A 19370-nucleotide genomic window follows, 5' to 3' on the forward strand; every position below is an offset into this window, starting at 1 on the left:
TAGGGTGTTGGCGACGTCAGGTCTACGCGCTCGTGCGTACTCGGGAGGAATGCCATGAAGGCCCATGACGGTATGTACATCGGCGGCGAGTGGCGGGCCGCCCTCGGCAGCGACCGCATCGAGGTCCTCAACCCGGCCGACGAGCGGCCCATCGCCTCGGTCCCGGCCGGTACGGCGCAGGACGTGGACGCGGCCGTACGCGCGGCCCGCGAGGCCTTCCCGGCCTGGGCGGCCACGCCTCCGGCCGAGCGGGCCGCCCTGATCGGGGCGCTGCGCGACGTGCTGATAGCCCGCAAGGGCGAGCTGGCCGAGACCATCACGGCCGAGCTGGGTTCCCCGCTGGGCTTCTCGGAGATGGTCCACGTCGGGGCGCCGGTCGCGGTGGCCTCGTCCTTCGCCGAGCTCGGGGCCTCGTATGCCTTCGAGGAGCGGATCGGGAACTCGACCGTGCTGCTGGAGCCGGTCGGCGTGGTCGGGGCGATCACGCCCTGGAACTACCCGCTGCACCAGATCGTTGCCAAGGTGGCACCCGCTCTCGCCGCAGGCTGCACCATCGTCCTCAAGCCCGCCGAGGACACCCCGCTGACCGCACAGCTCTTCGCCGAAGCCGTGCACGAGGCGGGGATCCCGGCCGGGGTCTTCAATCTGGTGACCGGCACCGGCCCGGTCGCCGGCCAGGCCCTGGCCGCGCACGAGGGAGTCGACCTCGTCTCCTTCACCGGATCCACCGCCGTCGGCAAGCAGATCGGCGCCACGGCCGGCGCTGCCGTCAAGCGGGTCGCCCTCGAACTGGGTGGCAAATCGGCCAATGTCATCCTGCCCGGCGCCGACCTGGCCAAGGCCGTCGCGGCAGGCGTGGGCCACGTCATGAACAACGCCGGCCAGAGCTGCAACGCGCTCACCCGCATGCTCGTCCACCGGGACCAGTACGAGGAGGCGGTCTCCCTCGCCGCCGCGGCCGCCGCCAAGTACTCCTCCGGCGACCCCCTCGACCCGGGCACCCGCCTCGGCCCGGTCGTCAGCGAGAAGCAGCGCGACCGCGTGCGCGGCTTCATCACCAAGGGTGTGGAGGAGGGCGCGCGCCTCGTCGCGGGCGGGCCCGAGGCGCCGCACGAGCAGGGGTACTTCATCGCCCCGACCGTGTTCGCCGACGTCACGCCCGAGATGTCCATCGCCCAGGAGGAGATCTTCGGCCCGGTGCTGTCGATCCTTGCCTACGAGGACCAGGACGAGGCCCTGGCCATCGCCAACGGCACGGACTACGGGCTGGGCGGGGCGGTCTGGGCGGGGGACGAGGAGACGGCCGTGGCCTTCGCCCGCCGGATGGACACCGGCCAGGTGGACATCAACGGCGGCCGCTTCAACCCGCTCGCGCCCTTCGGCGGGTACAAGAAGTCGGGCGTGGGCCGCGAGCTGGGCCCGCACGGCCTCGCCGAGTACCTCCAGACCAAGTCCCTGCAGTTCTAGCCGGCTCCCTCCCGCCAACCCCGCCCCTCCCGCCAACCCCGCACACACGGAGACGACGACCATGGTCCGCGCCGCCATCCTGCCCGCCGTCGGAGCCCCGCTGGAGATACGGGACATCGTGTTGCCCGAGCCCGGCCCCGGGCAGGTCCGGGTGCGGCTCGCCGCGGCCGGGGTCTGCCACTCCGACCTCTCCCTCACCAACGGCACCATGCGGGTCCCCGTACCCGCCGTCCTCGGCCACGAGGGCGCGGGTACGGTCCTGGCCGTCGGGGAAGGGGTCACCCATGTCGCGCCCGGCGACGGGGTGGTGCTCAACTGGGCCCCGTCCTGCGGGCAGTGCCACCACTGCTCGATCGGCGAGGTCTGGCTCTGCGCCAAGGCGCTCGCCGGGGTCGGGGACGTCTACGCCCATGACGCCCGGGGAACCGAGCTGCACCCCGGGCTCAACGTGGCCGCCTTCGCCGAGGAGACGGTCGTCGCGGCCGACTGCGTACTGCCCGCCCCCGCCGGGATCCCGCTCACCGAGGCCGCGCTGCTCGGCTGCGCGGTCCTCACCGGCTACGGAGCCGTCCACCACAGCGCCCAGGTACGCCCGGGCGAATCGGTGGCCGTCTTCGGAGTCGGCGGCGTGGGTCTCGCCGCCCTCCAGGCGGCGCGCATCGCGACGGCGGGCCCGATCGTGGCCGTGGACGTCTCGCCGGCCAAGGAGGAGCTGGCCCGGGCGGCAGGGGCCACGGAGTTCGTGCTCGCCTCCGAGACCACGGCCAAGGACATCCGCGCGCTCACAGGCGGGCACGGCGCGGATGTCGCGATCGAGTGCGTCGGGCGGGCCGAGAGCATCCGCGGCGCCTGGGAGTCCACCCGCCGGGGCGGCCGTACGACGGTCGTGGGCATCGGCGGCAAGGAGCAGCAGGTCACCTTCCACGCGCTGGAGATCTTCCACTTCGCCCGCACCCTCACCGGCTGCGTCTACGGCAACAGCGACCCCGCCCGCGACCTCCCGGTGATCGCCGCCCACGTCCGCGCGGGCCGCCTCGACCTCGGCGCCCTCGTCACCGACCGCATCACCCTCGACGGCATCCCGGCCGCCTTCGACGCGATGCTGGCGGGCAAGGGCGGCCGCTCGTTGGTGGTCTTCTAGGAGCTGGTGGTCTCCCAGGACTCGCCCGCGAGGGCCCGGTCGGCGGAGCGTTCCCTCGGCGCGCCCAGGCCGGAGGAGGCATGGGCGCGTACCACCGCGTCGGAGTCCCGTACGTACGCCGGCAGGATCGGCCACACCCTCGCGGCCTCGGCCTCGGAGAGGTGCGCCGGAGCCATGCGCGCGGCGACCACGCGCCGCACCCCCGCGAAGGGATGCGCGTGGTGGGGCAGCAGGACCTCGAAGACCGCCCGGTGCCCTCGGTGGCGACGACGTCCAGGAGGGACAGGCCGTCCGCGCCGATGGTGTTCGGGTCCCGCTCCCGAGTCCAGCGGCGCCGGTACGCGTTCGGCGTTGCCCGCTCGGGCCGCCGTGACCATCTCGGTGTCGCCGTCCGTCACACGGTCTCCTCCGCTTCCTCCGGTTCCACTTGTGCCCTCGTCTCAGACGGCTCCGTCGGCTCAGCCGATTCCGACAGTTCCGTGAGTTCCGTCGGCTCGATCGGGTTCCCCAGCGCCTCGTACTGGATGGCCAGGCCGTCGAGGAGCGCCGTCAGGCCCGTCTCGAAGGCCCCTTCGTCCACCTCGCGCTGCCGCTGGGCCAGCCGGTGGGCCTGGCCCAGGTGCGGATAGTCCGACGGGTCGTATGCCGTTTCGTCGTCCACGAAACCCCGGGCGAAGGACGCCACCGCCGAGCCGAGGATGAAGTACCGCATCAGCGCGCCGATCCGGGTCGCCTGCGCCGGCGGCCAGCCGGCGGCGGTCATCGCGCCGTAGACGGCATCCGCCACCCGCAGTCCGGCCGGCCTGCGGCCCGGCCCGCGCGCCAGCACCGGCACGATGTTCGGATGGTCGGACAGGGCGGCCCGGTACGAGTGCGCCCAGGCGAGCAGCGGGCCCCGCCACTCCCGGCTCTCACCCTTACCACCCTCGCCGTCACCGACGCCGCCGGTCCCGCTCCCGCGCCCGCCCCCTGCCTCGAACATCGACAGGTCGACCCGCGCGCTCACCGCGTCCGCGACCGCGTCGAGGATCTCGTCCTTCGTGCGGAAGTGGTTGTACAGCGAGGGCCCGCTGACCCCCAGCGCAGCAGCCAGCCGCCGCGTGGAGACGGCCTCCAGCCCCTCCGCGTCCACCAGCGCGCTGGCCGCCTCGATGATGCGGTCTCTGCTGAGGAGGGGCTTGCGCGGTCTGGCCATGCGCCACATAGTAGGGCCTGCCCCACTTAAACTAGCAGTGCTAATTAATCCCCCTCGGAGCCCGTCGGGGCCCGTCGGACCCCGCCCGCCGGTCCGGCGCCGCCCGACCCGTCCGACCCGATCCCGCCCGGAGGTGCCCGGTGAATCTGGAGCTCAGCGAGGAGCAGTCCGCCGTCCGCGATCTCGCCCGCGCGTTCACCGAGCGCGAGATCGCCCCGTACGCCGCCCAGTGGGACCGCGCCGAGAGCGTGGACCGGGCCATCGTGAAGAAGCTCGGCGCCGTCGGCTTCCTCGGCCTGACGGTCCCCGAGGAGTACGGCGGCTCCGGCGGCGACCACCTCTCCTACGTCCTGGTCACGGAAGAGCTCGGCCGCGGCGACTCCGCCGTGCGCGGCATCGTCTCGGTCTCCCTCGGTCTGGTCGCCAAGACCATCGCCGCCTGGGGGACCGAGGAGCAGAAGCGGTCCTGGCTGCCCCGCCTGTGCTCCGGCGACGCGCTCGGCTGCTTCGGGCTCACCGAGCCCGGCACCGGCTCCGACGCCGCCGGCCTCACCACCCGCGCCACGCGCGAGGGGGACTCGTACGTCGTCAGCGGCAGCAAGATGTTCATCACCAACGGCACCTGGGCCGATGTGGTCCTCCTCTTCGCCCGCACGAACGACGAGCCCGGCCACCGCGGAATCTCCGCCTTCCTCGTCCCGGCCGACTCCCCGGGCCTGACCCGCCGTGAGATCCACGGCAAGCTCGGCCTGCGCGGCCAGGCCACCGCCGAACTCGCCCTGGACGGCGTGCGCGTGCCCGCCTCCGCGATGATCGGGCCCGAGGGAAAGGGCTTCTCGGTCGCCATGTCGGCCCTCGCGAAGGGCCGGATGTCGGTCGCCGCGGGCTGTGTCGGCATCGCGCAGGCGGCGCTCGACGCGGCCGTCTCCTACGCCGCCCAGCGCGAGCAGTTCGGCAAGCCCATCGCCCACCACCAGCTGGTCCAGGAGCTGATCGCCGACATCTCCGTGGACGTGGACGCGGCCCGGCTGCTGACCTGGCGGGTCGCCGATCTCATCGACCGCGGGCTGCCCTTCGCCACGGAGTCCTCGACGGCCAAGCTCTTCGCCTCCGAGGCCGCCGTCCGCGCCGCGAGCAACGCCCTCCAGGTGCACGGTGGTTACGGGTATATCGACGAGTACCCGGCCGGCAAGCTGCTGCGCGACGCCCGCGTGATGACCCTGTACGAGGGCACCAGCCAGATCCAGAAACTGCTGATCGGCCGCGCCCGTACGGGAGTTTCCGCCTTCTGAGGGCGCGCCGCACCCGCCCGCGTGCGCGCCTGAGTACGTGCGTGAGTACGAGCGCGGATGTGCCGCGGCCCGTCCCGTCCGAAGCTGGACCCATGAACGAGACACCGGTCAAGCAGCAGAACACGGGGGCGTACTACGGCCAGGCCGTCGCCTCCTTCGGCATCGCCATGGCCGCCGTGGCCCTGGGGATCTACAACCTGGACGCCAACGGCTGGGTGCGCGCCTTCCTCGGCATCGCGGTCCTGTACCTGACCACGTCGGCCTTCACTCTCGCCAAGGTGATCCGCGACCGGCAGGAGGTCACGCAGATCGTCACCCGCGTCGACCAGGCCCGCATGGAGAAGATGATGGTGGACTACGACCCCTTCGCGCCGAAGCAGCACGTACAGGGCAGCTGAGCGCCTGGGTCTCGGCGCTGACGGCTGGGCCATCACAGCTAAGCGCTTGCTCACCCTCCGGTAAGCTGTTCCTTCCCACCAGGGCACGACAGGGCAGCGCGAAGAAGGTGAGCCGGCGATGGAGAGCGCGCAGGAGGCGGTCGGCGGTTACCGGCCGTGGTCGGAAGTCACTCCCGACGCGGCGCGGCGGCTGCTCGTCGCCGCCGTCGAGGCCTTCGCGGAGCGCGGGTACCACGCCACCACCACGCGTGACATCGCGGGCCGGGCCGGGATGAGCCCGGCCGCGCTCTACATCCACTACAAGACCAAGGAAGAGCTGCTCCACCGGATCAGCCGGATCGGCCACGACAAGGCCCTCGAAATCCTGGACACGGCCGCCTCCGGTCCCGGTACCGCCGCCGAGCGGCTCGACGAGGCCGTACGGTCCTTCGTGCGCTGGCACGCGGCACACCACACCACCGCGCGCGTGGTGCAGTACGAGCTCGATGCTCTCGCTTCGGAGCACCGCTCCGAAATCGTGGCACTGCGCCGGCAGAGCGACGCCGCCATCCGCCGCATCCTCGCCGAGGGCGTCGCGGCGGGCGAGTTCCACGTCCCGGACGTGCCCGGCACCACCCTCGCGGTCCTGTCGCTCTGCATCGACGTCGCCCGCTGGTTCAGCACGGACGGCCGCCGCACGCCGGACGAGGTCGGCGCGCTCTACGCCGACCTCGTGCTCCGGATGGTGGGGGCCCGCCCCGAGGGCGCCGCCGCGGCCGCAACCGCCGCTCAGAAGTAGTAGCGGGACACCGACTCCGCGACACACACCGGCTTCTCGCCGCCCTCGCGCTCGACCGTGACGGTCGCCGAGACCTGTACGCCGCCGCCCGCTTCCACGACCTCCGTGATCAGCGCGGTCGCGCGCAGTCGCGAGCCGACCGGCACCGGCGCCGGAAAACGCACCTTGTTCACGCCGTAGTTGATGCCCATCTTCATGCCCTCGACCCGCATGATCTGCGGCACCAGGCTCGGCAGCAGGGACAGCGTGAGGTATCCGTGCGCGATGGTCGAGCCGAAGGGTCCGCCGGCCGCACGCTCCGGGTCCACGTGGATCCACTGGTGGTCGCCGGTGGCGTCGGCGAAGAGATCGATCCGCTTCTGGTCCACCTCCAGCCAGTCGCTGGGGCCGAGCGGCTCGCCGACCCCGGCGGTCAGCTCCTCGGCGGACGTGAAGATCCTCGGCTCGGCCATCCTCGTACCCTTGCCTCTCCCTGGCGAATAAGCGCTTGCTCAGCATGCTGGGGCCGTATGTATCTGTCAACGACAGGCCGATCAACGGATGCCGGCCGGACCCGACATCGACGGATGCCGCGGACCCGGCATCGACGGATGCCGCGGGACCGACACCAACGGATGTCGGTCCGGCCGACTACCCTCGGCGGTGTGCCGCAGATTCCCGAGAAAGTCCACGAGCTCACCGTCGGCCAGCTGTCCGCCCGCAGCGGCGCGGCCGTCTCCGCGCTGCACTTCTACGAGACCAAGGGCCTGATCACCAGCCGCCGCACCTCGGGCAACCAGCGCCGCTACACCCGTGACGCGCTGCGCCGCGTGGCCTTCGTGCGCGCCGCCCAGCGCGTCGGGATTCCGCTCGCCAGCATCCGCGACGCACTCGCCCAGCTCCCCGAAGGCCGTACCCCCAACCGCGCGGACTGGGCCCGGCTCTCCGAGAGCTGGCGGGCCGAGCTCGACCACCGCATCGCCCAACTCGGCCGCCTGCGCGACCATTTGACCGACTGCATCGGCTGCGGCTGCCTCTCGCTGGAGAACTGTGCGCTGTCCAACCCGGACGACGTCTTCGGCGAACGCCTCACCGGCTCCCGGCTGTAGCCCCCGGGGCCTCCCGGAAGCGGGCCGCCGCCGCGACCAGGTCGGCGTTCGAACGCGCCGGCCGCCCGTCCGGTAGGCGCAGCACGTCCCCGAGGCCGATCCGCGTGCCCGCACCGCACCGCGCGGCCAGCCGCAGCACCGGCCAGGCGGCAGCGTCCCGCCCGAACAGCAGCACCGGTACGGAGGGCAGCCCGCGCAGCGTCCGCGTCACCAACGCAGGGTCCGCGCGCGGCAGTTCGGCTTCGAGCCGGACCCGCGCGGGGACCCGTACCGGCCAGGCCAGGAACCGTGCCAGCGGCTCGGGCGGCCCGTCCACCGGTACCTCCGCGTCCACCGCGACCCCGCGCTCCAGCAGCGCCTCGGCGAGCTCCCGGGCCCCCGGCTCCGCGAACCGCACCACCGCCCGGTCCGGCAGCACCGTCCAGGCCCGCACCCGTGCGAGCCGCCCGGCCGGATCGGGTTCGGCGCCGACGCTCGCGAGCACGGACAGCGGTACGCCGCCGCCGGCGGCCCCGCCTCGGGCCCCGGCCCCGGCTCCGGCCCCGGCTCCGGCCCCGGCTCCGGCCCCGGCTCCGGCCCCGGCTCCGGTCCCGGTCCCGGCCCCGGATCCAGCGCCACCCCCGAGGCCCGCCTCCCGCAAGGCCTCCAGCAGCGGCCCCACCACCCGGGGCGAGAGGCTCTCGCGCCCGCACGGGGTGCGCGGATGTACCAGCACCTCCCCGGCCCCGGCGGCCACGGCCGCCAGCGCCGACTCCACCAGGTCCCCGGGAGACAGCGGAACGGCCGCCCCGTCGGCGGCGCCCCGCGAGCCGTTGAGCGACACCAGCAGCGGAGGCACCGTTGGCGCGGTTCTCACGCCGCCCCCGCCAGGCCGCCCCCGGCCAGTGCCGAATCCGCGAGCGCCGGTCTGGGCACCACGATCCCGCAGCCCGCGCACACCGGCCCGTCCCACGCCCACACGGCGCCCGCGGACGCCGCCGCCGGCCAGTGCAGCTCCCGCGCCCCGCACACCGGACACACCGTCCCCGGCTGCGACTCCAGCGCCGCCACCAGCCGCCGCAGCACCTCGCCCAGCGCCCCCTGCGGCCGCACCCCCGGATCGGCGCACCGCACCACCGCGTCCCCGCTGCCGCCCCAGGCCCACTCCGGCCGCCGCAGCCCGTCGTGCTTCTCGCGCCGGCGCCGGGCCGCGAACTGCCGCTCGTACTCCAGCCAGACGGCCCGCGCGTCCTCCAGCTCCTCCAGCGCGGCCACCAGCCGCAAGGGGTCGGCCGCCCGGTCCTCGGGGCCGATCCCGTGCCGGTCGCACAGGTGCCACCACGTCGCGCGGTGCCCGTACGGGGCGAACCGCTCCAGGCAGCGGCGCAGCGAATGACGCCGCAGGGCTCGGTCGTTGCGCGCGTCGCGCACCTGGTAGGCCAGACTCCGGAATCCCGCCATCATGCCTTCACCTCCGTCGAGCGCCCAGCGCCGAGCGCCGCGCCCGCCGCGCACCGCGCTGTGAGCCCAACATGCCCTGCCCGGTGTGGGTGCATGCGGGGGCGGTCGAGGCGTGCGGGTGGCACATGGCCGGAACTCAGCGCCCCATGCGCCCCGCCACGACCACCAGCCGGGCCAGCTCCTCGTGGCAGATGTCGCTGTGCGCCCCCGAGGGGGCCCCGCCGCGCCGGACCACGGAACCGGCGTCCACGCTGACGCAGCCCGTCGCCGGCAGGCCGTCGCGCAGGGCCGCGTCGAGGGTCAGCCGGGGCGTCCCCGGCACCGCCCGCACCCCGTCGTGCCCGATCGCGCCCCACCGTTCGTCCAAACCCAGCAGACCGGCCGAATCGCCCGCCATCCGGGAGGCCAGCGGATAGAAGACCTTGAGGGAGGAGTCGTAGGGGGAATGGCAGGCCGTCACCGGTCCGTCGACGCGGCTCTGCAGCCCGCGCAGGGCGCCGCCGCGGCCCGGATCGTGCGGCAGGCTCTCGGCGAACGCGTAGTGGGAGAAGGCGCCTTGGAGGAGGGTCAGGGATTTCACGTTCCGCGCCCCGGTCGGCAGCGCACGCAGGGTGAAGGACACCACCCGGCCGCCGAAGCTGTGGCCGATGAGGTGGACCCGCAGGGCCGGCCGCCGGTAGGCCAGTTCCGCCAGCACCGGTCCGAGACCGTACTGGCCGACCACTCCGGCCCGTGCCTTCATCTGGTAGTACGTGGCCTGCCGCAGCACCTCCTTGGCGCCGTTCCACAGCGTCCGCATCCCCCCGCCGACGGAGAAGCCGGGACCGGGGGAGCCGGGACCCGGGGAGCCGGGGCCGGGGGAGTCCTCGGGGAGAGCGGCGCCCACCTCGGCCAGTGCCTCGGTGAACTCCCGGCACACCCGCAGGACGTCCTCGGTGAGGAAGGCCGGGACCTCGCGCGTGGTGAAGGCCGCCGCCAGATCGTCGCCCGCGCCCACCCCGTCCACCCCGGCGAGCTCCCGCACCAGGGCGCCGAACTCGGTGAAGGCGCCCTCCCGCGCCGGCCGTTCCTCCAGCAGTTCGGCGATCCGGTCCAGCTCCGCCGCCCGGCCCGGCCAGAACGCGCCGAGCGCCTGCCGGGTGTCGGGTGCCAGGGCCGTCCCGTAGCCCGGATCGGCGAGCCCGCCGCCGGCCCCCGCCCCGCCCCGCGCGCCGTGGGCGTCGAAGTCGGGTATCGGCTCGTCCGAGAACCGGATCGAGGGCCACACGACCCCCACGTACCCCAGCCGCACCCCGGTCCCCACCAGATCCGCGAAGGGCGCGTAGAACCGGTCGAAGAGCCGGGTCGCTGTCGACCGGTCGGAGTTCCACCCGTGGGCGAAGACCAGCAGGTCGGTGGCCTCGATTCCGAAGACCGCCTCCCGCGCGCCGGGGGCCGCGTCGCCCTCGGCGTCGAATGTCAGCTCCACGTACGGCCCGGCCCCGATCCCCGCAGCAGCCGCCGTCGTACCGATGTGCACCATGACGTCCCCCTCCACGCCGTGTCCCTGGCGACAGCATCCTGCGGGCATCCCCACCCGACCAGCCTTCGCGCAGCACGGGCTCACGGATAGAGCAGGTACGCCTCCCGCACCGCGGCGAACCGCGCCAGCCCCGCCGCCCAGTCGCCCGCGATCTCCTCCACGCCCGCACCCGCGTCGACCATCAGCCGGACCCGGTCGGAGCCCGTCAGCCGGTCGATCCAGTGGTCCGCGCGCCACGCGAACCCGCTCCACGTCCGTCGCGCGGTGACCAGCAGCCCGATCCCGGCCCGTACCGGATCGAAGGCCTCCCGGTCGTGCACGATCAGCCGGACCCCGCCGCAGAGCTTCCCGGAGTGTTTGGAGAAGGAAGGCGTGAAATACGCCTCCCGGAACCACACCCCGGGCAGCTCCAGCGCGTTCGCCGCCTCCGCCCACCGCCGGTCGGCGCCCTCCGCCCCGACCAGCTCGAAGGGAGTGGTCGTACCGCGCCCCTCGGACAGGTTCGTCCCCTCGAAAAGGCAGGTGCCGGCGTACGCGAGGGCCGTGCCCGGTGTCGGCATGTTCGGGCTCGGCGGCACCCAGGGCAGGCCCGTCGCGTCGAAGAAGGACTCCCGCCGCCACCCGTCCATCCGCACCACCCGCAGCCGGACGCCCTGCGGGGCGGGGCCGCTCCCCTGAAGGAACTCGCCCGCGAAGAGCCCGGCCAGCTCGCCGGCCGTCATGCCGTGCGCGAGCGCGATCGGCTCCCGGCCCACGAAGCTCGCGTACGGGCGCTGCAGGACGGGCCCGGCGGCCCGCCGGCCGCCGACCGGGTTGGGCCGGTCCAGCACCACCACCGCCTTGCCGGCGAGCGAGGCCGCGCGCATGCAGTCGTAGAGGGTCCAGATGTAGGTGTAGAAGCGGGCGCCGACGTCCTGGATGTCGAAGACGACGGTGTCGACGCCGGCCGCCGTGAAGACGTCCGCGAGGCGCTGCCCGCTCTTGTCGTACGTGTCGTACACGGGCAGGCCGGTCGCCGGATCCCGCCCGGCCCCCTCCGAACCGCCCGCCTGGGCCGTGCCCCGGAAGCCGTGCTCGGGGCCGAACACCGCGACCAGGTCGACGCGTTCGTCGGCGTGCAGTACGTCGACCAGGTGGCGGGCGTCCGCGGTGATCCCGGTGGGGTTGGTCACCACCCCGACGCGCTGCCCGGCCAGTACGGCGTACCCGTCCGCGGCGAGCCGCTCGAACCCGGTCCGCACCCGGTCGGCGGCGGCCGGGGCGAGGCCGGGGGCGAGGCCGGGGGCGAGGCCCGGACCGGCCCCCCGGGCCGCGAGCGGGCCCACGACCGGGGCAGCGCCCGGGACGGCACCCGGAGCAGGCGCGGCGACGGCCTGCGCCGCCGCCCGGCCCCCCGCCCCCCAGCTCCCCGCGGCCCCCGCCGCCCCGGCCAGACCCAGCAACCCGCGTCGCGACAGCGTCATCGCGCCAAAGTAGGGCGCCGCACCCTTCCGCACGGACATACCGACTGGTTAGTCTGCCGTGGAAGCAGTCGGAAGCCGAGCATCCGGCACCAGGCAGCAGGCCACGAAGGGTGGACCCGTGAACGCGTTCCAGGACCAGCGAGTCGTCGTCACAGGCGCGGGCGGCGGCATCGGCGCGGCCCTCGCCCACCGCTTCGCCGCCGAAGGGGCCACGGTCGTGGTCAACGACCTCGACCCCGCCAAGGCCGCCTCCGTCGCGGGCGCGATCGGCGCTAGCGCCATCGCCGTGCCCGGCGACGCCTCATCCGTCGTCGAGGAGGCCCGCGAGGCCCTCGGCGGCACGGTCGACGTCTACTGCGCCAACGCCGGACTCGCCTCCGGCGGCGACGCCTTCGCGCAGGAGGCCGTCTGGGAGGCCGCCTGGGACACCAACGTCATGGCCCACGTCCGGGCGGCCAGGCTGCTGCTGCCCGACTGGCTGGAGCGCGAGAGCGGCCGCTTCGTGTCCACCGTCTCGGCCGCCGGGCTGCTCACCATGATCGGGGCGGCCCCGTACAGTGTCACCAAGCACGGCGCGCTCGCCTTCGCGGAATGGCTCTCGCTGACCTACCGCCACCGCGGGCTCCAGGTCCACGCCATCTGCCCGCAGGGGGTCCGGACCGACATGCTCACCGCCGCCGGGTCGGCGGGCGAGCTGGTCCTCGCGCCGACCGCGATCGAGCCGGAAGCGGTCGTGGACGCCACGTTCGACGGCATGGAGAAGGGCCGGTTCTTGATCCTCCCGCACCCCGAGGTCGCGGACTTCTACGCGGCCCGCGCCACCGAACCGGACCGCTGGCTCAGCGGCATGAACCGGCTCCAGCGCACCTGGGAGGCCCGATGACCGCGTCCACCGGCGACGCCCCCGCCTCCCCCTACGGGACGAAGCCCTGGCTCGCCCGGCTCAGCCCCGCGCAGCGGGCGCCCGTCACGCCCCCGCCCAGTGTGCTGCACGCCTTCCGGGCCGCGGTCGCCCGCGCCCCCGAGCGCACCGCGCTCGCCTACTTCGACGGCCGCGTCGGCTACGCCGAGGCCGACGCGCTCTCCGACTCCCTCGCCGGCCACCTCGCGGAGCAGGGCGTAGGCCGCGGGGACCGGGTCGCCGTCATGCTCCAGAACACCCCGCACTTCGTGCTCGCCGTCCTGGCCGCCTGGAAGGCCGGGGCGGTCGTGGTCCCGCTCAACCCGATGTACAAGTCCGCCGAGGCCGCCCACATCCTGCGCGACTCCGGGGCCGCGGCCCTCGTATGCGACGCCCGCGCCTGGCCGGCGTACCTGCGCGAAGCCGTGGACGGGACCGGCGTACGGACCGTCCTGACGGCGTCCGACCTGGACTTCCAGACCCGCGACGACGTACGGGTCCTCGGGCCGGGCCGTCCCGAGCAGGCGGCCGGCACCGCCGACCTCGCCACCGTGGCCCGCCACGGCCGCCCCGCCCCGCCCGACCCGTGCCTGACGGCCGCCGACACCGCGCTCATCAGCTACACCTCCGGCACCAGCGGCACCCCCAAGGGCGCCATGAACCTCCACGGCGCGCTCACCCACAACGCCGTGCGCCAGGTCATCGGCCACCCCCTCGCCGAGGGCGCCGCCTACTTCGCCCTCGCCCCGCTCTTCCACATCACCGGCATGGTCTGCGAGCTCGCCGCCTGCTTCACCAACGCGGGCACCCTCGTCCTCGCGAACCGCTTCGACGCCGGCGTGGTCCTCGACGCCTTCCTCGAGCACCGCCCCGCCTACACCGTCGGCCCGGCCACCGCCTTCATGGCCCTCGCCGCCCACCCCGGCGTCACCCCCGACCACTTCGCCTCGTTCCAGGTGGTCTCCTCCGGCGGCGCCCCGCTCCCGCCCGCCCTCGTCGAACGCCTCCGCGCCGCCTTCGGCTTCTACCTGCGCAACGGCTACGGCCTCACCGAGTGCACCGCCCCCTGCGCCTCGGTCCCCGCGCACCTCGAAGCCCCCGTCGACCCCGCCTCCGGCACCCTCTCGGTGGGCGTGCCCGGAGCCGACACCCTCGTGCGGATCCTCGACGAGAGCGGAGCCGAGGTGCCCTTCGGCGAGACCGGCGAGATAGCCGTGCGCGGCCCGCAGGTGGTCCCCGGCTACTGGGGCCTGCCGGCCGACACCGCCAAGGCCTTCCCGGACGGCGAACTGCGCACCGGGGACGTCGGGTTCATGGACGCGGACGGCTGGCTCTACGTCGTCGACCGCAAGAAGGACATGATCTGCGCGTCCGGCTTCAAGGTCTGGCCGCGCGAGGTCGAGGACGTGCTCTACACCCACCCCGCCGTGCGCGAGGCAGCCGTCGTCGGCATCCCCGACCCCTACCGGGGGGAGAGCGTGAAGGCCTACGTCAGCCTGCGCCCCGGGGCCGCGGCCGACCCCGGGGAACTGTCCGCGTACTGCGCCGCGCGCATCGCCGCGTACAAATACCCGCGCCAGGTGGAGATCCTGCCTGTCCTTCCGAAGACGACCAGTGGCAAGATCCTGCGACGGGAACTGCGCGACCGCGGCTGAAAACGGCCGGAGGGCCGGAGGGCCGGACAGCAGGACGGCAGGACGGCCGCGCGGAGCCCCACAGGCGAGGACCGGTCGAGGATCAGGAAAGGAAGGCGAGCGCCATGGCCGCCAAGACCACGACGGAGCCCGTCGCTACGCACGAGGCCCCGGTACCGCAGCGGCTGCTGGCCGTCGCGACCAGGCTGTTCGCCGAGCGCGGCTACGACCGGACATCGGTCCAGGAGATCGTCGAGGCGGCCGGGGTGACCAAGGGCGCGCTCTACCACTACTTCGGCTCCAAGGACGATCTGCTGCACGAGGTGTACGCGCGCATGCTGCGCCTCCAGCAGCAGAGGCTCGACGCGGTGGCCGATTCCGACGCGCCCGTCGAGGAGCGGCTGCGCGCCGCCGCCGCCGACGTGGTGGTCACCACCATCGAGAACCTCGACGACGCGGCGATCTTCTTCCGGTCGATGCACCAGCTGAGCCCGGAGAAGTTCAAGCAGGTCCGGGCGGAGCGCCGGCGCTACCACGAGCGGTTCCGGGCGCTGGTCGAGGAGGGCCAGCGCTCCGGGGTCTTCTCCACCGCGACCCCGGCCGACCTGGTGGTGGACTACCACTTCGGCTCCGTCCACCACCTGTCGACCTGGTACCGCGAGGACGGCCCGCTCACCCCCCAGCAAGTGGCCGACCACCTCGCGGACCTGCTGCTGCGCGCGCTGCGCCCGTAGCGGGCCGGTCACACCGCGGCCAGCGCCGGGTAGTCCGTGTACCCCTCCGCCCCCTGTACGTGCATCAGGAACTCGGGGCGGAGCTCGTTGAGGGGTGCGTCCGCGCGCAGCCGCGCCACGAGGTCGGGGTTGGCGAGGAAGCCCCGGCCCAGGGAGACCAGGTCGGCGCCCCCGGCCAGCAGCCGTTCGGCGGCGCCCTTGCCGGCGTCGGCCGCGAACTGCTCGCGGGAGAGCTTCGGGTTGGCGATCAGCGTGCCGGGCCAGGCCTTGCGGAGCTCCTGGAAGAGGGGCTGGTCCGGGTCCGCGTACACAACGTGGACATAGACCGGGTCGATGTCCGCCAGGGCCGCCAGCAGCGCCGGGTAGATGTCCTCGGTGTCGCCCTCCTCGACGCCGTTCACGGCGACTCCGGGCGAGAGGCGTACGCCGACCCGCTCCGGACCGATGGCCTCGGCGACGGCCTGGACCACCTCGACGGTCAACCGGATCCGGTTCGCCACCGAGCCGCCCCACTCGTCGGTCCGGAGGTTGGTGCCCTTCGCCAGGAACTGGTGGAGCAGGTAGCCGTTGGCGGAGTGGACCTCCACACCCGCGAACCCGGCCTCGACGGCATTGCGGGCGGCGGCGGCGAAATCGGCGATGGCGGACCGGATGTCCTCGGCCGTCATCGCGCGGGGCGTGACGGCGTCGCGCGGTCCTCCCGGAGTGTGCAGCTGCTCGGGGAAGCGTACGGCGGACGGCGCGAGCGGAACGTGCCCGCTGGTGTCGGGGTGGCCGACCCGGCCGCCGTGCTGGAGCTGGACGAACATCCGGCCGCCGGCGGCGCGCACCGCGTCGGTGACCCCGCGCCAGCCTGCGATCTGGGCCGCGGTGTGCAGGGCGGGGATGTTCGGGTAGGTCCGGCCCACGGCGTTCGGAGTGGTGGCCTCGGCGATGATCAGACCGGCGGAGGCCCGCTGGGCGTAGTAGGTGGCCATGAGCTGCCCCGGGACCCCGTCGGCGTCCGCCCGGTTGCGCGTCAGCGGCGCCATGACCAGGCGGTTGGGGAGTTCCAGGCCGCCGAGGCCGGCGGGCTCGAAGAGGCGGGAAGTACCGGGTACCTGCGATGAGTTCGTCATGTAAGTAACCTAAAACCTGACACCAATGTCAGATGCAAGTCCTGAAGTGACGGGGTGGGGCATGAGAATCGGTGAACTGGCGGCGCGCACCGGAGTCGGCGAGCGTTCGCTCCGGTACTACGAAGAGCAGGGACTGCTGGTCTGCGACCGGACTCCCGGCGGCCACCGCGACTACACGGAGCGTGCGGTGGACCGGGTCATCCGGATCCAGGAGCTCTACGCGGCGGGCCTGCACAGCGCGAAGATCCGCCGGATCCTTCCCTGCATGCGCGATGCGGACGGCGGGCCGAACGTACGAGCCACCCCCGCGCTCGTCGCCGAGCTGAAGACGGAACGGGACCGGATCGACCGGCTGATCGCCGACCTGCTCCGGTCCCGGGAGGTGCTGGACGAGGTCATCGACACGGCGGCGGGTCGCACCACCGCCGGACCGACGGCCGTCGCCGCGTCCTAGCCGAGCGGGGCCACTTCGCGGCCCCAGGTCTCCTTGGCCACCACGGCGAAGGAGATGTACCAGGCGACGCCCGCGGTGAAGAGGCCGAGGAAGCCGCCGGTGTGGCCGAGCGCCGTGCTCCGCGCCAGGTCGCCGAGCGCCAGGAAGAGGAAGGTCAGCGCCAGCGAGACGAAGAGCACCCGGTGCGCGACGTCCAGTTTCATGGCGGCGATCGACATGTACGCGGTGAAGATGAACCAGGCCACGAGGAACCAGCCGGTCGCCACGTGGGCCTGGTCGGCCGGCAGCGTCGGGGCGACGAACTTCACGTACGCCGCGAAGGACATCCAGAACGCGCCGTACGAGACGAACGCCGTGGTCCCGAAGGTGTTGCCGCGGCGGAACTCCAGCACGCCCGCGACGAACTGCGCGAGGCCGCCGTAGAACAGCGCCAGGCTAGCCGCGGTACTTCTTGAGTTCCCGGTGTGCCAGCGAGCGCTGGTGCACCTCGTCCGGCCCGTCCGCCAGCCGCAGCGTCCGCGCCGCCGCCCACAGCTCGGCGAGGGGGAAGTCCTGGCTCACCCCGCCCGCGCCGTGCAGCTGCACCGCGTCGTCCAGGATCCGCAGGACCGCCCGCGGGGTCGCGATCTTGATGGCCTGGATCTCGGTGTGCGCACCCCGGTTGCCGACCGTGTCCATCAGCCAGGCCGTCTTCAGCACCAGCAGCCGCAGCTGCTCCACCGTGACCCGGGCGTCCGCGATCCAGTTCTGCACGACGCCCTGCGCGGCCAGCTCCTTGCCGAAGGCGGTACGTCCCACCGCGCGCCGGCACATCAGCTCGATGGCCCGCTCCGCCATGCCGATGAGCCGCATGCAGTGGTGGATCCGGCCCGGCCCGAGGCGGGCCTGGGCGATGGCGAAGCCGCCGCCCTCCTCGCCGATCAGGTTCGCCGCAGGGACCCGGGCCCCGTCGAAGACGACCTCCGCGTGGCCGCCGTGGTCGTGGTCCTCGTACCCGTACACCGTCATCGCGCGCCGGATCTCGACGCCCGGGGTGTCCCGGGGGACCAGGATCATGGACTGCTGGCGCCGAGGGTCGGCCCCGTCGGGGTCGGTCTTGCCCATGACGATGAAGATCTTGCAGTCCGGGTTCATGGCGCCGGAGATGAACCACTTGCGGCCCGTCACGACGAACTCGTCGCCGCCGGCCGAGCGCTCGATCCGTGTCTCGATGTTCGTCGCGTCCGAGGAGGCGACGTCGGGCTCGGTCATCGCGAAGGCCGACCGGATCTCACCGGCCAGCAGCGGCTCCAGCCACTGCTTCTTCTGCTCCTCGTCGCCGAACTGCGCGAGCAGCTCCATGTTCCCGGTGTCAGGGGCCGCGCAGTTCGTCGCCATCGGAGCCAGGTGCGGGCTGCGGCCGGTGATCTCGGCGAGCGGGGCGTACTGGAGGTTGGTCAGCCCGGCGCCGTGCCCGCCGCCGGGCGCGCCGTGCCCGTCGACGAAGAAGAGGTTCCACAGGCCCTGACGGCGCGCCTCGGCCTTCAGTTCACCGAAGACGGCCGGAGTGTCCCAGGGCGAGGCCAGCCGCGCGCGCTGCCCGGCGGCGACGGGTTCCGCCGGGTAGACGTACTCCTCCATGAACGCGAGCAGCCGCCCGCGCAGTTCCTCGGTCCGGGCGTCGAATGCGAAATCCATCGTGGCTCCTCAGCCTTCCTGGAGGGTGGTCAGACCGTGCTCGATGAAGACCGGGACCAGCTCGCCGATCCGGTCGAAGCCCGCGCCGACGGTCTGCCCGAGCGTGAAGCGGTAGTGGATGCCTTCGAGGATCACCGCGAGCTTGAACCAGGCGAAGGCCGTGTACCAGGCGACCTGTGAGGTGTCCCGGCCCGAGCGGGCCGCGTACCGCTCGATCAGCTCGGCGGGCGACGGATGGCCGGGGGCGCTGCTGGTCGTGCTCACCGGGGAGTCCGTCAGGCCCAGGTCGGAGCTGTACATCACGAGCAGCCCGAGGTCGGTCAGCGGATCGCCGAGCGTGGACATCTCCCAGTCCAGCACCGCCCGGATCGTGTCGTCGGGGCCGCCGATCAGCACGTTGTCCAGCCGGAAGTCCCCGTGCACCACGGTGGGCGCCGGGGAGTCGGGCAGTGCCCGGCCCAGCGCGCCGTGCAGTTCGTCGATCCCGGCGAGCTCCCGCCCCCGGGAGGCCGCGAGCTGCTTGCCCCACCGGCGCAGCTGCCGGTCCAGGAAGCCCTCGGGCCGGCCGAAGTCGCCCAGGCCCACCGCGTCCGGGTTCACCGCGTGCAGTTCGACCAGGGTGTCCACGAGGCCCAGTACCGCCCGCCGGGTCCGCTCGGGGCCGAGCGCGGCCAGCTGGCCCGCCGTGCGGAACGGCACCCCGTCCACGAACTCCATCACGTAGAACGGCGCGCCCAGCACCGCCTCGTCCTCGCACAGCAGCAACGGCTCGGGCACCGGCACCGCCGTGCCGTGCAGCGCGGCGATGACCCGGTACTCGCGCCGCATGTCGTGCGCGGTGGCCAGTACGTGCCCCAGCGGCGGCCGGCGCACCACCCAGCGGGAGTGCCCGTCGCTCACCTCGTACGTGAGGTTCGAGCGGCCGCCTTCGATCAGCCGGCCGGTCAGCGGCCCGGCCACGAGTCCCGGCCGCGCCCGGTCGAGATGACCGCGCAGCCGCTCCGGATCGAGTCCTCGCGGGCCGGCCGGGGCCGGGCCTTGGGCTGAGGTCATGGTGCGCGCCTCCGT

Annotated in this window: 21 protein-coding genes; 10 read left to right on the top strand and 11 right to left on the bottom strand. The window is 73.6% G+C overall.

The features are described from left to right. Positions 1-54: 54 nt before the first annotated feature. Positions 55-1467, top strand: coding sequence for an aldehyde dehydrogenase family protein (locus tag J7F03_RS08455; RefSeq protein ID WP_214948029.1), 1413 nt, complete (start codon positions 55-57; stop codon positions 1465-1467). A 61-nt stretch (positions 1468-1528) separates the two neighbouring features. Next, the gene (locus J7F03_RS08460) at positions 1529-2608 is read left to right on the top strand and encodes a Zn-dependent alcohol dehydrogenase (RefSeq protein ID WP_214948030.1); all 1080 of its coding nucleotides are present in this window, start codon (positions 1529-1531) and stop codon (positions 2606-2608) included. On the opposite strand, the gene J7F03_RS08465 is transcribed toward J7F03_RS08460, so the two are convergent. Then, the gene (locus J7F03_RS08465; protein ID WP_214948031.1) at positions 2605-3006 is read right to left on the bottom strand and encodes a hypothetical protein; all 402 of its coding nucleotides are present in this window, start codon (positions 3004-3006) and stop codon (positions 2605-2607) included. The genes J7F03_RS08460 and J7F03_RS08465 overlap by 4 nt on opposite strands. After that, positions 3003-3803: a TetR/AcrR family transcriptional regulator gene (locus J7F03_RS08470; protein ID WP_214948032.1), complete on the bottom strand. Its 801-nt coding sequence runs from the start codon at positions 3801-3803 to the stop codon at positions 3003-3005. Before J7F03_RS08470 ends, J7F03_RS08465 begins: the two co-directional genes overlap by 4 nt. Before the next feature lie 140 nt (positions 3804-3943). Here J7F03_RS08470 and J7F03_RS08475 point away from each other — a divergent pair, with 140 nt between their 5' ends. The 3 genes from J7F03_RS08475 to J7F03_RS08485 all read left to right on the top strand — a co-directional run bounded on the left by J7F03_RS08475 (position 3944) and on the right by J7F03_RS08485 (position 6271). Next, entirely contained in the window at positions 3944-5095 is a 1152-nt protein-coding gene (locus J7F03_RS08475; protein WP_214948033.1) for an acyl-CoA dehydrogenase family protein, read from the top strand. Between the two features lie 92 nt (positions 5096-5187). Continuing rightward, entirely contained in the window at positions 5188-5493 is a 306-nt protein-coding gene (locus tag J7F03_RS08480) for a YiaA/YiaB family inner membrane protein (protein ID WP_214948034.1), read from the top strand. A 118-nt stretch (positions 5494-5611) separates the two neighbouring features. Further along, positions 5612-6271 (top strand): TetR/AcrR family transcriptional regulator, encoded by a 660-nt coding sequence (locus J7F03_RS08485; protein WP_214948035.1) that lies wholly within the window; start codon positions 5612-5614, stop codon positions 6269-6271. On the opposite strand, the gene J7F03_RS08490 is transcribed toward J7F03_RS08485, so the two are convergent. Beyond that, complete coding sequence (locus J7F03_RS08490; RefSeq protein ID WP_214948036.1) at positions 6262-6723, bottom strand: MaoC family dehydratase; 462 nt, start codon at positions 6721-6723, stop codon at positions 6262-6264. The two genes, J7F03_RS08485 and J7F03_RS08490, sit on opposite strands and share 10 nt — an antisense overlap. A gap of 192 nt (positions 6724-6915) precedes the next feature. Here J7F03_RS08490 and soxR point away from each other — a divergent pair, with 192 nt between their 5' ends. Next, positions 6916-7359 (top strand): redox-sensitive transcriptional activator SoxR, encoded by a 444-nt coding sequence (soxR, locus tag J7F03_RS08495; RefSeq protein ID WP_308379240.1) that lies wholly within the window; start codon positions 6916-6918, stop codon positions 7357-7359. Here soxR and J7F03_RS08500 read toward each other — a convergent pair. From J7F03_RS08500 to J7F03_RS08515, 4 genes are all read right to left on the bottom strand, one after another. Continuing rightward, a complete protein-coding gene (locus J7F03_RS08500) occupies positions 7340-8215 on the bottom strand; it encodes a 3-keto-5-aminohexanoate cleavage protein (protein ID WP_214948038.1) in 876 nt (291 codons plus the stop codon). The two genes, soxR and J7F03_RS08500, sit on opposite strands and share 20 nt — an antisense overlap. Further along, positions 8212-8799: a hypothetical protein gene (locus J7F03_RS08505; protein WP_214948328.1), complete on the bottom strand. Its 588-nt coding sequence runs from the start codon at positions 8797-8799 to the stop codon at positions 8212-8214. Before J7F03_RS08505 ends, J7F03_RS08500 begins: the two co-directional genes overlap by 4 nt. 136 nt (positions 8800-8935) lie before the next feature. Continuing rightward, positions 8936-10321, bottom strand: coding sequence for a serine-threonine protein kinase (locus tag J7F03_RS08510; protein WP_214948039.1), 1386 nt, complete (start codon positions 10319-10321; stop codon positions 8936-8938). A gap of 80 nt (positions 10322-10401) precedes the next feature. After that, positions 10402-11784, bottom strand: a complete 1383-nt coding sequence (locus J7F03_RS08515) for an exo-beta-N-acetylmuramidase NamZ domain-containing protein (RefSeq protein ID WP_214948040.1) — start codon at positions 11782-11784, stop codon at positions 10402-10404. Between the two features lie 118 nt (positions 11785-11902). Between J7F03_RS08515 and J7F03_RS08520 the strand changes: the two genes are divergently transcribed. The 3 genes from J7F03_RS08520 (at position 11903) to J7F03_RS08530 (ending at position 15053) form a co-directional block, all read left to right on the top strand. Continuing rightward, complete coding sequence (locus J7F03_RS08520) at positions 11903-12667, top strand: SDR family oxidoreductase (RefSeq protein WP_214948041.1); 765 nt, start codon at positions 11903-11905, stop codon at positions 12665-12667. Further along, the gene (locus tag J7F03_RS08525; RefSeq protein WP_214948042.1) at positions 12664-14340 is read left to right on the top strand and encodes a class I adenylate-forming enzyme family protein; all 1677 of its coding nucleotides are present in this window, start codon (positions 12664-12666) and stop codon (positions 14338-14340) included. Before J7F03_RS08520 ends, J7F03_RS08525 begins: the two co-directional genes overlap by 4 nt. Positions 14341-14444: 104 nt before the next feature. Next, on the top strand, positions 14445-15053 hold the full coding sequence (locus J7F03_RS08530; protein ID WP_214948043.1) for a TetR/AcrR family transcriptional regulator: 609 nt from the start codon (positions 14445-14447) through the stop codon (positions 15051-15053). Positions 15054-15061: 8 nt separating this feature from the next. On the opposite strand, the gene J7F03_RS08535 is transcribed toward J7F03_RS08530, so the two are convergent. Continuing rightward, positions 15062-16171, bottom strand: coding sequence for an alkene reductase (locus J7F03_RS08535; protein ID WP_214948044.1), 1110 nt, complete (start codon positions 16169-16171; stop codon positions 15062-15064). A gap of 61 nt (positions 16172-16232) precedes the next feature. Here J7F03_RS08535 and J7F03_RS08540 point away from each other — a divergent pair, with 61 nt between their 5' ends. Beyond that, positions 16233-16625, top strand: a complete 393-nt coding sequence (locus J7F03_RS08540; protein ID WP_214948045.1) for a MerR family transcriptional regulator — start codon at positions 16233-16235, stop codon at positions 16623-16625. On the opposite strand, the gene J7F03_RS08545 is transcribed toward J7F03_RS08540, so the two are convergent. From J7F03_RS08545 to J7F03_RS08555, 3 genes are read right to left on the bottom strand one after another with little or no spacing between them, the layout of a single operon-like run. Further along, the gene (locus J7F03_RS08545) at positions 16622-17017 is read right to left on the bottom strand and encodes an acetate uptake transporter (RefSeq protein ID WP_308379241.1); all 396 of its coding nucleotides are present in this window, start codon (positions 17015-17017) and stop codon (positions 16622-16624) included. The two genes, J7F03_RS08540 and J7F03_RS08545, sit on opposite strands and share 4 nt — an antisense overlap. Positions 17018-17060: 43 nt before the next feature. Next, positions 17061-18302 carry an acyl-CoA dehydrogenase family protein gene (locus tag J7F03_RS08550; protein ID WP_214948046.1) on the bottom strand — a complete coding sequence of 414 codons (1242 nt, stop codon included), beginning with the start codon at positions 18300-18302 and terminating at the stop codon, positions 17061-17063. A 9-nt stretch (positions 18303-18311) separates the two neighbouring features. After that, positions 18312-19355, bottom strand: a complete 1044-nt coding sequence (locus J7F03_RS08555; RefSeq protein WP_214948047.1) for a phosphotransferase family protein — start codon at positions 19353-19355, stop codon at positions 18312-18314. Positions 19356-19370: the final 15 nt, after the last annotated feature.

It is taken from the genome of Streptomyces sp. ISL-43 (genome assembly GCF_018614195.1).
Lineage (GTDB): Bacteria > Actinomycetota > Actinomycetes > Streptomycetales > Streptomycetaceae > Streptomyces.

What these genes read in the sequence shown, in the direction of transcription:
- J7F03_RS08525 (WP_214948042.1), top strand. Translation starts at nt 12,664, where the DNA reads ATGACCGCGTCCACCGGCGACGCCCCCGCCTCCCCCTACGGGACGAAG.
- J7F03_RS08540 (WP_214948045.1), top strand. Translation starts at nt 16,233, where the DNA reads ATGAGAATCGGTGAACTGGCGGCGCGCACCGGAGTCGGCGAGCGTTCG.
- J7F03_RS08480 (WP_214948034.1), top strand. Translation starts at nt 5,188, where the DNA reads ATGAACGAGACACCGGTCAAGCAGCAGAACACGGGGGCGTACTACGGC.
- J7F03_RS08530 (WP_214948043.1), top strand. Translation starts at nt 14,445, where the DNA reads ATGGCCGCCAAGACCACGACGGAGCCCGTCGCTACGCACGAGGCCCCG.
- J7F03_RS08515 (WP_214948040.1), bottom strand. Translation starts at nt 11,784, where the DNA reads ATGACGCTGTCGCGACGCGGGTTGCTGGGTCTGGCCGGGGCGGCGGGG.
- J7F03_RS08455 (WP_214948029.1), top strand. Translation starts at nt 55, where the DNA reads ATGAAGGCCCATGACGGTATGTACATCGGCGGCGAGTGGCGGGCCGCC.
- J7F03_RS08510 (WP_214948039.1), bottom strand. Translation starts at nt 10,321, where the DNA reads ATGGTGCACATCGGTACGACGGCGGCTGCTGCGGGGATCGGGGCCGGG.
- J7F03_RS08485 (WP_214948035.1), top strand. Translation starts at nt 5,612, where the DNA reads ATGGAGAGCGCGCAGGAGGCGGTCGGCGGTTACCGGCCGTGGTCGGAA.
- J7F03_RS08550 (WP_214948046.1), bottom strand. Translation starts at nt 18,302, where the DNA reads ATGGATTTCGCATTCGACGCCCGGACCGAGGAACTGCGCGGGCGGCTG.
- J7F03_RS08535 (WP_214948044.1), bottom strand. Translation starts at nt 16,171, where the DNA reads ATGACGAACTCATCGCAGGTACCCGGTACTTCCCGCCTCTTCGAGCCC.
- J7F03_RS08555 (WP_214948047.1), bottom strand. Translation starts at nt 19,355, where the DNA reads ATGACCTCAGCCCAAGGCCCGGCCCCGGCCGGCCCGCGAGGACTCGAT.
- J7F03_RS08460 (WP_214948030.1), top strand. Translation starts at nt 1,529, where the DNA reads ATGGTCCGCGCCGCCATCCTGCCCGCCGTCGGAGCCCCGCTGGAGATA.
- J7F03_RS08505 (WP_214948328.1), bottom strand. Translation starts at nt 8,799, where the DNA reads ATGGCGGGATTCCGGAGTCTGGCCTACCAGGTGCGCGACGCGCGCAAC.
- J7F03_RS08490 (WP_214948036.1), bottom strand. Translation starts at nt 6,723, where the DNA reads ATGGCCGAGCCGAGGATCTTCACGTCCGCCGAGGAGCTGACCGCCGGG.
- J7F03_RS08470 (WP_214948032.1), bottom strand. Translation starts at nt 3,803, where the DNA reads ATGGCCAGACCGCGCAAGCCCCTCCTCAGCAGAGACCGCATCATCGAG.